11 protein-coding genes and 4 tRNA genes are annotated in these 11,393 nt (G+C 41.5%); 5 read left to right on the forward strand and 10 right to left on the reverse strand.

The window, feature by feature from the left end:
* Positions 1-12: 12 nt before the first annotated feature.
* Positions 13-1,065, forward strand: a complete 1,053-nt coding sequence (locus AC1EU2_RS12235; protein WP_480298558.1) for a M48 family metallopeptidase — start codon at positions 13-15, stop codon at positions 1,063-1,065.
* A gap of 437 nt (positions 1,066-1,502) precedes the next feature.
* On the opposite strand, the gene tuf is transcribed toward AC1EU2_RS12235, so the two are convergent.
* From tuf to AC1EU2_RS12260, 5 genes are all read right to left on the reverse strand, one after another.
* Positions 1,503-2,687: an elongation factor Tu gene (tuf, locus tag AC1EU2_RS12240; protein ID WP_480298542.1), complete on the reverse strand. Its 1,185-nt coding sequence runs from the start codon at positions 2,685-2,687 to the stop codon at positions 1,503-1,505.
* A gap of 131 nt (positions 2,688-2,818) precedes the next feature.
* A tRNA-Thr gene (locus AC1EU2_RS12245) sits at positions 2,819-2,894 on the reverse strand.
* Between the two features lie 8 nt (positions 2,895-2,902).
* Positions 2,903-2,976 (reverse strand) — tRNA-Gly (locus AC1EU2_RS12250).
* Between the two features lie 42 nt (positions 2,977-3,018).
* Positions 3,019-3,103, reverse strand: a tRNA-Tyr gene (locus tag AC1EU2_RS12255).
* Between the two features lie 7 nt (positions 3,104-3,110).
* Positions 3,111-3,186, reverse strand: a tRNA-Thr gene (locus AC1EU2_RS12260).
* Between the two features lie 247 nt (positions 3,187-3,433).
* On the opposite strand from AC1EU2_RS12260, the gene coaA reads away from it, so the two are divergent.
* A complete protein-coding gene (coaA, locus tag AC1EU2_RS12265; protein WP_480298559.1) occupies positions 3,434-4,384 on the forward strand; it encodes a type I pantothenate kinase in 951 nt (316 codons plus the stop codon).
* A 17-nt stretch (positions 4,385-4,401) separates the two neighbouring features.
* On the opposite strand, the gene birA is transcribed toward coaA, so the two are convergent.
* The 3 genes from birA to AC1EU2_RS12280 form a co-directional block, all read right to left on the reverse strand.
* A complete protein-coding gene (gene birA, locus AC1EU2_RS12270) occupies positions 4,402-5,367 on the reverse strand; it encodes a bifunctional biotin--[acetyl-CoA-carboxylase] ligase/biotin operon repressor BirA (protein WP_480298560.1) in 966 nt (321 codons plus the stop codon).
* The gene (gene murB / locus AC1EU2_RS12275; protein WP_480298562.1) at positions 5,360-6,385 is read right to left on the reverse strand and encodes a UDP-N-acetylmuramate dehydrogenase; all 1,026 of its coding nucleotides are present in this window, start codon (positions 6,383-6,385) and stop codon (positions 5,360-5,362) included. The genes birA and murB overlap by 8 nt, the downstream gene beginning before the upstream one ends.
* A gap of 89 nt (positions 6,386-6,474) precedes the next feature.
* Positions 6,475-6,702 (reverse strand): hypothetical protein, encoded by a 228-nt coding sequence (locus AC1EU2_RS12280; RefSeq protein WP_480298563.1) that lies wholly within the window; start codon positions 6,700-6,702, stop codon positions 6,475-6,477.
* 219 nt (positions 6,703-6,921) lie between these two features.
* Between AC1EU2_RS12280 and AC1EU2_RS12285 the strand changes: the two genes are divergently transcribed.
* Complete coding sequence (locus AC1EU2_RS12285; RefSeq protein WP_480298564.1) at positions 6,922-7,893, forward strand: LysR family transcriptional regulator; 972 nt, start codon at positions 6,922-6,924, stop codon at positions 7,891-7,893.
* On the opposite strand, the gene nfsB is transcribed toward AC1EU2_RS12285, so the two are convergent.
* Positions 7,880-8,533 (reverse strand): oxygen-insensitive NAD(P)H nitroreductase, encoded by a 654-nt coding sequence (gene nfsB / locus AC1EU2_RS12290; protein WP_480298565.1) that lies wholly within the window; start codon positions 8,531-8,533, stop codon positions 7,880-7,882. The two genes, AC1EU2_RS12285 and nfsB, sit on opposite strands and share 14 nt — an antisense overlap.
* Positions 8,534-8,919: 386 nt before the next feature.
* Here nfsB and AC1EU2_RS12295 point away from each other — a divergent pair, with 386 nt between their 5' ends.
* Both AC1EU2_RS12295 and AC1EU2_RS12300 read left to right on the forward strand, forming a co-directional pair.
* Entirely contained in the window at positions 8,920-9,993 is a 1,074-nt protein-coding gene (locus AC1EU2_RS12295; protein WP_480298567.1) for a CNNM domain-containing protein, read from the forward strand.
* Complete coding sequence (locus AC1EU2_RS12300) at positions 9,990-10,508, forward strand: flavodoxin family protein (RefSeq protein ID WP_480298568.1); 519 nt, start codon at positions 9,990-9,992, stop codon at positions 10,506-10,508. Before AC1EU2_RS12295 ends, AC1EU2_RS12300 begins: the two co-directional genes overlap by 4 nt.
* Here AC1EU2_RS12300 and AC1EU2_RS12305 read toward each other — a convergent pair.
* Positions 10,480-11,256: an MBL fold metallo-hydrolase gene (locus AC1EU2_RS12305; protein WP_480298569.1), complete on the reverse strand. Its 777-nt coding sequence runs from the start codon at positions 11,254-11,256 to the stop codon at positions 10,480-10,482. The genes AC1EU2_RS12300 and AC1EU2_RS12305 overlap by 29 nt on opposite strands.
* Positions 11,257-11,393 lie beyond the last annotated feature (137 nt).

Here is an 11,393-nt window from a genome sequence, read left to right on the forward strand (position 1 = left end):
GACGACATCATAATGATAGAAATTATTGGTGATTACCATTTATCTGGTTCGGCGCAGTATATCTGCGTCCGAGCTGTATTAAAAAATGATCACAGCATCAGCTTCTTTTCGCATGAATCAGGCGAACTTATCCAACAATATTTTGCTTCTGACTATGAGATTGGTACCGTCATTCCAAGTTTGGCAGTAGATTTAGAGTTTAGTGATGGCAGTTTATTTACACCTGATGAGGCTAATTTTAGATGGCCCCAGCTTACGCCTAAAAATACCTTAGCTTCTTGGTTAGAAACCCATTGGACGTTTGTTATTGGAGCAAGCCTATTTGTTCCTTTCTTCCTATGGATAATGGTCACTAAAGTATTACCTGCCGCTGCTGACGCTAGCGTTCCTTTACTGCCCGACTTTGTGGCTCAACAAACCGGTAAACAAACGCTAGCAGTGCTGGATGAAACCATGCTTGAACCATCCAAGCTGGATCAAGAGCAGCAAGATGAATTACGCAATCAGTGGCAGCACATGATCGTGCAGTTGCAGCTTCCAAATAAGCAACTCCAATTATATTTTAGAGATGCAGATATTGGCGCCAATGCGTTTACTCTACCCGATGGCAGTGTGATTGTAACAGATGACATAGTTGAGCTCATGAAGCATCACCCAAATGCGTTGAAGGCCGTGTTACTTCACGAAATTGGTCACGTAGAGCACCAGCATGGTATGAAACAATTAGCACGCAGCACAGCGATCACCATGCTGTTTGCCTTAATGCTGGGAGATATTGAAGGTGCAGGGGAAATGATCATCGGTGCAGGCAGTAGTTTACTGCAAGCCTCATTCTCACGAGATATGGAACGAGAGGCCGATGAGTACTCCCACCAGCAACTGAAACAATTGGGCATATCGCCTTCTGCGTTTGGGGAAGCTATCAAGCTATTGGAACAATCTCATGGTGGAAAGCTCGATAAAAGTGCTAAAGGGCTGAACCATTGGCTTGAGTATTTGAATAGCCATCCCAGCAGTGAAGAGCGAATAGATAAAGCAAATACTGCCAACGAAAATACACAATGAACAAGTACTCAATATTGGATTGGTCAACATTCAAAGCTGCCTGACTTACAATGGTAAACTTGTAACCATTCAATCTACTGTTGTTTGCTATAAACTCACAAAAGAAATTTGCACTCAGACCGTTGACCCATAATCTTGATCCACTAATGAGAAATCTCTGACTCTTTTGTAGGCATTAAAAAAGGCCGCCTAAGCGACCTTTCTTTGTGTTCACTAAACGTCGATATTACTCAACGATTTTAGCTACAACACCAGCACCAACTGTAAAGCACCGGCCTCCGGCCACTTGTCAGAACCAAGTGGCGTTCGCTTACTATTTTTCAGCCACTGGGCTGAAAAACTTAACGTGCTCACCCTTCTCGTGAAGCTGGCCTTTTCTATAGGCACAAAAAAACCGCTCGAAAGCGGCTTTTTTAAGTGTTAACTAAACGTCGATATTACTCAACGATTTTAGCTACAACACCAGCACCAACTGTACGGCCACCTTCACGGATTGCGAAGCGTAAACCTTCGTCCATCGCGATTGGACAGATTAGTGTAACAACCATCTTGATGTTGTCACCAGGCATTACCATTTCAACGCCTTCTGGTAGCTCAATTGTTCCTGTTACGTCAGTTGTACGGAAGTAGAACTGTGGACGGTAACCTTTGAAGAAAGGAGTGTGACGACCACCCTCTTCTTTTGAAAGTACATATACTTCTGATTCGAAAGTAGTGTGTGGAGTGATTGAACCAGGCGCTGCCAATACTTGACCACGCTCAACTTCATCACGCTTAGTACCACGTAGTAGTACACCACAGTTCTCGCCTGCACGACCTTCGTCAAGCAGTTTACGGAACATTTCAACACCAGTACAAGTAGTAACTGTAGTATCTTTGATACCTACGATTTCTACTTCGTCACCAACTTTGATGATACCGCGCTCAACACGACCCGTTACAACTGTACCACGGCCTTGGATTGAGAATACGTCTTCGATTGGTAGAATGAATGCACCGTCGATTGCACGCTCTGGCTCTGGAATGTAAGTGTCTAGAGCGTTAGCTAGCTCAAGAATCTTCTCTTCCCACTGTGCTTCACCGTTTAGTGCGCCTAGTGCTGAACCTTGGATAACTGGTAAGTCATCACCTGGGAATTCATATTCAGATAGAAGTTCACGAACTTCCATTTCTACTAGCTCTAGAAGCTCTTCATCGTCAACCATGTCACATTTGTTCATGAATACGATGATGAATGGTACACCAACCTGACGTGAAAGCAGGATGTGCTCACGTGTTTGTGGCATTGGACCATCTGTAGAAGCTACTACTAGGATAGCGCCGTCCATTTGTGCAGCACCGGTAATCATGTTTTTAACATAATCGGCGTGACCTGGGCAATCTACGTGCGCGTAGTGACGTGTCTCTGTATCGTATTCGATGTGAGATGTATTAATTGTAATACCACGCTCACGCTCTTCTGGTGCATTATCGATTTGTGCGAAATCTTTAACGTCACCACCGAAAGCTTTAGTTAAAACGTGCGAGATAGCTGCTGTTAGAGTAGTTTTACCGTGGTCAACGTGACCGATTGTACCAACGTTAACGTGCGGTTTATTACGTTCAAATTTTTCTTTAGCCATGGTATGCCTCAGTCCAACCTTTTTATCAGGTAGTGAATGTTATATAGCAAAAAATCGACGCATAAATGCATCGAACAGAAATTTAATTTTACTTAATTAAGATAGTGGGAGCAATTTTAAGGAAGAATTCATGGTGCTGATAGGCAGATTTGAACTGCCGACCTCACCCTTACCAAGGGTGCGCTCTACCAACTGAGCCATATCAGCAACGAAATTGGAGCGGGCGGCGGGAATCGAACCCGCGTTATCAGCTTGGAAGGCTGGAGTAATACCATTATACGACGCCCGCGCAACCTTATTATAGGCTACCTACTACCTATTGAAATGAAGATGGTGGAGGGAGAAGGATTCGAACCTTCGAAGGCAGAGCCGTCAGATTTACAGTCTGATCCCTTTGGCCACTCGGGAACCCCTCCATCATAATGGTGCCGGCACCAAGAGTCGAACTCGGGACCTACTGATTACAAGTCAGTTGCTCTACCAACTGAGCTATGCCGGCGCATCATTTCGGAACGGGATATTAGGTAAATGTGGCAGTAAGTGCAATAGCAAAATGCAAATTATCGAAAAAAAAGTATTAAATGACGTTTTTTTGGGCTTAAATTTAGCATTTTGTTTAAAATTAATGCTAAAGAACAACAAGTTCACACAAACAGTCCTCACTAAAAATTATTCGTTTGAGCTATGTTAATGAATAAGATATGGTGCATTCGATTTAATTTTGTAGTTTGAGAATAAGATAAACGATGATTTCAGCACAATCTGCCCACCAGGCTTTATATATGGCATTTGGTCGTGACCAATGGAGCGACTTGCGAAACTCTGTGCCGTTAACCTTAAATGAAGCCGACTTGGACAACCTAAAAGGTATTAATGAGCGCTTATCCTTATCTGAAGTTACTGATATCTATCTACCTCTAAGTCGTTTACTCAATCTGATTGTTAAATCTAAACAGCAACGCAGTGAAGTACTGGATAAGTTTTTAGTCAACGATGCACCTAAGCCGCCATACATCATCAGTATTTCAGGGAGTGTCGCTGTAGGAAAAAGTACCACTGCACGTATTCTTCAAGCTTTGCTCCGACATTGGCCTGAGCACCCTAAGGTTGAACTTGTTACCACGGATGGTTTTTTGCATCCATTAGAAGCATTAAAAGAGCGTGGCTTAATGCAGCGTAAAGGGTTTCCTGAAAGCTATGATATGAAAATGCTGGTTGATTTCATTTCTGATGTGAAATCAGGTGAACCAGAAGTGCATGCCCCTTTATATTCCCACGTAACTTATGACCGTATTACGGACAAAACCCAAAAGATCAATCAACCTGACATACTAATCCTTGAAGGGTTAAACGTATTACAAACAGGGCTTGATGCTCAATCTTCTACCAATCGACCATTTTTGTCTGATTTTGTGGATTTCTCGATTTTCGTTGATGCCGATTACAACTTGCTGAAGCAATGGTATATCGAGCGTTTTTTACAATTTAGAAGTGTAGCCTTTGCCGATGATAACTCTTACTTTCATCACTATGCTGAACTGAATGATGCTGCGGCGACCGACATTGCCGAGAATATTTGGGATTCAATCAACGGCCCGAATCTGATGGAAAATATCCTTCCAACCCGTGAGCGAGCCAATTTAATACTACGTAAGGGACGAGACCACTTGATGAACCAAGTGTTATTGAGAAAGTAACGCTAAGAAAGCAGGCTCTATGAGCCTGCTCTAACACTGATCTCACCACCAACAAACGCTTTAACTTCGCCGTCAACCTCAAGCAATAAAGCACCTTGAGTATCAATACCTCGACAAACCCCTTCAATGACATTATCTGCCATCAATAACTTGATCGGTTGATCTCGATACAAATCGACTTTTTGCCAACGTTCGACAAAAACGGATAAACCCGACTGCTCAAATTGTTGGATATCAGCTTTTAACTGTTGATGTAATGCAATTGCGAATTCTGTTTTGTCTGGTAAGGCTTGCTGGGACACAATATCTGCCCAAGGTTGGTCAATTTGTTCAGCTGCCGTGGTTGGCATCGACAAATTTACCCCAATTCCAATCACTACATTGCACTCGCCATCCGCTTGCCCTGACATTTCGACTAAAATTCCCGCAAGCTTTTTACCTTCAAGATATACATCATTCGGCCATTTCACCGCTACATCATTGAGCCCGAGCTTTTCTAGTACGCTTGCCAGTGAACAACCAACAACCAAACTCAAGCCCATTGCTTGTGCCATACCTTGTGGAAACTGCCACAACATTGAAGCATATAGGTGGCTGCCATAAGGTGACGCCCACTTACGCCCACGACGACCACGCCCCGCACTTTGATATTCAGCGATGCAAATATCACCCGATTTAAGCTCTTCAGCGTGTTTCAATATAAAGCTGTTGGTTGAATCAATTTCATCAAAATAAAAGCAGCGATCATCGACTTGATGCACTAGCACATCACCATCGATCAAGGGCACTGGCTTTTCCAGCTTATAGCCTTTGCCTTTTACGCTATAGATCCCCACTCCGGCTTGCTCAAGAGCATCAACATGGTTGCTGATGGTTGCCCTCGATACATCCAACTGTTTTGCTAATGCTTCACCTGACAAAAACGAGTCAGTTTGATTTAATGCCGCCAGTATTTGTCGACGACGATGCCATTGCTCAGCCATGAAACTCAATCTCCCCATGTTTTCCGATCAGACGAGGCTCGACTTCAAGCTCAACGCCGAAAGTGTCACGCACTTTCGCAGCCACAAAACTCGCCAATTGAATAATTTGTTTACCTGTTGCACCACCGTGATTAACCAACACTAACGCTTGCTTATCATGCACGCCTACATTCTCGATACGATGCCCTTTTAAGCCTGCTTGATCAATCAGCCACCCTGCAGCTAACTTCATGCCATTATCAACAGAATAAGCGACGATGAGCGGAAAGTGTTTAAGTAATTCTTGATAAACGGCATTTGACACGATTGGATTTTTAAAAAAACTGCCTACATTACCAATGACGTTAGGATCAGGCAGTTTACTTTGCCTGACTTCACACACACGTTTAAAGATGTCGCTTGCCGTTACTGTTTGTGCGCTGAAGTCTTTTAAAGGCCCATAGTTGATTACGGGCTTCCACTGCTTGGGTAGTTTAAATCCTACTCTCAAAATCACGGTTTGGTTCTTTAGCGCATTTTTAAAAATAGAGTCTCGATAGCCAAACTGGCATTCGGCAGCCGTAAGTTGTTTCACGGTGTTATCTGGTAGATGATAAAATTCTACCCAATCACAAAATTTTTCTAGCTCTACGCCATACGCACCAATATTCTGAATCGGCGATGCACCGACAGTGCCAGGAATGAGCGCTAGGTTCTCAAAGCCACCTATGCCTTGATTAACCAAGGTTTCCACGAACCGTGGCCAATCTTCACCTGCCTCTGCACTCAAATGAAAATATTCACTATCTTCAGTAATCTTCACACCTTGAGATTCCACTTTAATTACCTCGCCATCAAAGTCATCGGTGAAAACAAGATTACTGCCGCCGCCAAGTACCAACAATGAATTTGCTTCGCCACCATAAGCGTGGCAAAACTCAATAATGGATTCATAGGAATTCAGCCGAGTAAGTTGCTGACAGTTTTGGGCTACCCCTAATGTGTTGAATTCTGTTAAAGAATGAGAATGACCTGGCATAGTATTCGGATTTAGAGATAAAAAAGTCATTGTACTGAGTAACACAAGTTATTGCAGTACAATGACATAATTTTTAAAGGATCAAGTTATTAAACTTGAAAAAGGGCAAAGGTTACGCTGCTTCCAAGCCCGATACCGATAACCAATATCACAATGAGCATCCAAATTGGGGTTTGAACATTCTCGACATCCACTTCTGCCTCAACGTCAGCAGCCACTAATAATTGCTCAAGTTTCAGTTCTAGTACTGACGCAATGGCCAATGCAGTGTCATTCGATGCCGTACCATAACGCTCAACCCGTTGAATCGTTCGCAAGCTGATTCATCATTTTGTCCTTTGTCGTGAATTTGAATCCACTGTATGCACCTTTCTTAAACCTACATACGACAGTTATCAGCCATGGCACAATTGTGACATTCGACACTCATATGACAACCAAATAAAATCAGTAGGTTACAAATAGCTTCTCTGATACTCACATCAAGCATCATTTTTAGATAAAATGTCAGCAACATTTGTTTAAATCGAGAAAAGATGGATTTTGCCAGCAAGTTAGATTTGTTATGCGACATAGTTCAATGTGGCTCTTTCACTAAAGTGGCCGATTTGCACAATGTTGATCGATCCGTAATTTCAAAGCAAATAAAGGCACTGGAAACAGAGCTAGGTGTACGCTTATTGAATCGTTCTACGCGAGCACTTTCGCTCACTGATGCTGGTAAGAGTATTCATCAACATGCTCTTACTGTTCGAGAAGCGTTAGTTACCACTCAAAAACTTGCAGAGTCATTCCATGATTCCCCAAAGGGCAAACTCACAATTACTGGGCCCACGACGTTTGGTCAGCAATACCTTAGACAAGCGATAAATCGTTTTATGCTGACGTACCCTGAGACTGAAATTGAATTGATTCTGGATGATAAGCGTTTTGATATTATCAATGAAGGCATTGATATCGCCTTCAGAATCGGCCCAACTCGTGATTCAAATTTGATCGCTAGAAAGCTCGCCAAAAACAACCTTGCCATTCTCACATCTGAAGGCTTTATCAACCAATATGGTAAGCCAAAAAACCTTGACGAATTACTTAAGCTCCCAGCGGTTATCTATTCAAACAATGAATACAATTTAGGAAAACTGGAAATCAGCGAATCCGCTACAAGTGCACAGTTGATAAAAAAAACAATGAAGGCTCGCTTTACCGCTAATGACGTCGGCACCATGTTCAGTGCCGTTGCATCTGGAATCGGCTATGCTCAATTTGCAATGTCGACGATTCAACGCCCTATTACAGAAGATAGGCTGGTACCGTTACTGACTGATCATCGGCTGGTAGATGCTGGCGAGATCTACGCACTCTACCCTCACCGAAACCAGACACCGTTAGTGAACCTATTTATTAACACGGTACAAGACATTATTGGTAATCCACCGATTTGGGAAAGCTATATCGAAGGTTTTTCTAAGCTCTACCCTTCACCAACTTTAAAGTCTAAACAACCGTAGAAATAATTTCGGATTCAGGTAGACGAGACTTAGGAAGTCCGGCATTAAAATCACCTTCACTGCGATACCCTAATGCAACGACACCTACAGCTGTAAAGCCCTGCTCTCTGAGTTCAAACTCTTTGTCTAAAGTAGGCATATCGATGCCTTCCATTGGTAGTGCATCAATGCCTAATACTGCGGCACCTGTGAGCAATGAGCCGATATTAAGATAAACTTGTTTCTCTAACCAATGCTGAAGATCTTTGAAATCAAACCGATGCAGATCAACAAACATTTTTCTCGCACCATGCACCATAGCCTTGAACTCAGGAGCATCGTAGCGACCATCTTTATCTTCAGTTTCTGTTAAATGATTTAAAAAATCTTCCGTCATTTCAGTACGAGCACAAAAAACGACAACATGAGAAGCATCAAGAATTTTTTGGGTATTAAAGTCGTACTTTTCAGAACCCTTAGCAACACGTTGCTTCGCAGTTTCAGTTTCAGCAATTAAGAAGTGCCATGGCTGTGAATTGACACTGGATGGGCTAAAACGAAGTAAAGAATGAACCTGATCAAGCATTTCTGGACTGATTTTTTTGCTGGTATCAAACTCTTTGGTTGAGTAGCGAGTTAACATTACATCATTTAAATTCATTTACTGGTGCTCCTAAAAAATAGTCCACCGATTATCAATGAAATGACCATTCAGTACGATAACGTTAACAACAATTCATTGTTGCCTATAAAGCAACAATAAGTAGCGAGTAGACCAAGACAAATCGGATTTTCCGATCTTATCAATAAGAGAACACTGCTATTCATCGGCTTTATATTCATCTCAGGAGTACTCGTTACATAATACATACGCTACAAGATAAGGATAAATCTTAGTCATAGGCTGCACATACTGTATTTATTCAATAGCGGGTAACGGTATACTTCAAGTCAGATATTTTTGTGTACTCAACAAATTTATTTAGGTTTCAGTAATTGTGAGGTTAGATTAAACTGATAAATCAATAACTCTAAAAGGACTCTCAATTGCTGTTATTACTGGTTTACGTTTCCATTGCCATTGGTGTTTCCTTTTTGTGTTCTATTTTGGAAGCGGTGTTGCTCAGCATCACTCCTGGCTATCTCGCCTATTTAAAAAAGCAGGGCAAGCCTTCTTATCAGCAACTTAAAAAACTGAAAGATGACGTTGATAGACCCTTAGCTTCTATTCTGACGCTTAATACAATTGCACACACTATTGGCGCTGCAAGTGCCGGTGCACACGCGACCGTAGTATTCGGCAGTGAGTGGTTAGGTGTATTTTCTGCTGTACTGACCTTAGGTATTTTATTACTTTCAGACATCATCCCAAAAACAATAGGTGCGACTTATTGGCGTCAACTGTCATCGATAACTGGCTACACACTCAATTGGATGGTTTGGGTTTTAAGCCCGTTTATATGGATATCGAGTATCGTTACTCGATTCGTTTCCCACCAAAAACCAGAAGCACTACTTCGTGAAGAGTTGTCTGCGATTGCCACACTTGCAGGCGAAACAGGTGAGCTGGATTCAGGGGAATCTAAATTATTTGAAAATATTCTGACTCTGAAACAAACCACAGTCAGTAAAGTGCTCACACCTCGCACCGTTGTTTTTCGAGTCCCCGACACTTTATCAATTGATGAGTTCTTTGCAAAATATGCCACTAACTCTTTTTCTCGGGCTCTGGTTTATCACGAAAATAAAGATAACATCGTCGGTTTTGTTCACAAACTTGAGCTGTATCGCTACCAGCAACAACATGATGGTGAAGCCAGCATTGGAAGAGTATTAAGACCTGTTAGAGCTTTATTAAAAACGATTTCTTTAGCGACAGCGCTTGAATTAATGTTGAGTCAAAAGCAGCAATTAACCATTGTCGTTGATGAATATGGCAGCTTAAACGGCGTACTATCACTCGAAGACATATTTGAGCATATGGTTGGCGAAGAAATCATGGATGAAGTCGACAACACACCTGATCTTCAACAAGCTGCTCACCTACGTTGGGAGAAATGGAAGCAAGATCACAGTGTGATTGATAACGGAGACGATGAACATAAACAAGGAAAGGAATGAAAACTGTAATCATATTTGGAAGCAGTAATAATGATGGCAATACCAGATCCATTTGTAAGCTGGTTGTTCTCAACACGGATATCGATTTAATTGATTTGAATGAGTTTAATATCCAGCCATTCAACTACGATATAGCTCAACAAGGTGACGACTTCCTGAAGTTGTTCAAGAAAATATTAGATTACGACCAACTCATTTTTGCTACACCTGTATATTGGTATGCACCAAGTGGCCAAATGAAAATATTCATTGATCGATTTTCAGATTTACTACAGCTACACAAACCGCTGGGAAGACAATTAAAAGCGAAAAGTGCAGCTATCATCGCCACTGGTGCAGATACTATTCCCAAAACGTGTTTTGAAGACATGTTTAAGCATACATTTAACTATCTAGGTATGAAATACCATGGGCTGTTATACATAAGCTTTGGTAAAGATGATCATCCGGAAGCAACACAACAGATTAAAATATCCAACTTCAAAGTTAAGCTAGCAATTGATGAGTCAAATTAAAGGGGACAGCAACATCAATTAATTTAGGCAAGGATAATTGTGCGTCTCTGGCAAGTCGTTTTTGCACATATTCTTGCTCTGTCGAGCGTCCATTAAGCATCACATTTTTTTGTTTTTCATCTGCAATCAGTAAATCAATATGAGGTAATTCTTGTTCTTGGGGATAATCATGGCAAAGTTGTACATGATAATCATCAGGGAAGTCATACAATCCTTCAATAGACTCATACAATTCATGAGCACTACCACCAGGAAAATCGACTCTAGAAGTGCCTCGTTGAGGTGAAAAAAGCGTATCACCGACAAATAAATACTCGCCAATCTTATACGTTACTGAGTCTGGAGTGTGACCCGGCGTTTCAATGACCTCAATGACTTCTGTCCCCAACGTCAACCTGGTGTGCTGATCAACAAAAAAATCGAAACGAGCTAAAGGACAGTGGTACAACTTATCTTTCCACTGCTCGAATACTTGTGCAATTTTCTGACAAACAGCAATTTGTCCACCAAGCTTACCTTTGATGTATTTTGCTGCTGATAAATGATCGGCATGTATATGGGTTTCAAGGAGATACTTTAAATTAAGACCCTGACGTCGAATGGTGTTAATAATCTCATCTGCAGAATCAAAACCGATAATACCTTCACGATAATCCAAAACAGTATCAATCAATACTGCTTCACTGCCATCGGAGACTAAATAAGTTAATGTGCCACTTTGACGATGAAAAAAATGTTGAACATTCATAATCTAGAGCTAAATTGGGCTTTTCTTCAAAATAACCAAATTAGCTAATGTCGACAAATTAAAAAAAGTTAATACAATTATTTTCATCATCAGAAACGCAAAAAGCCCTAGCTATTTAGCTAGGGCTTTTTACTTAT

It is taken from the genome of Parashewanella sp. 2304DJ23-3 (assembly GCF_056591695.1).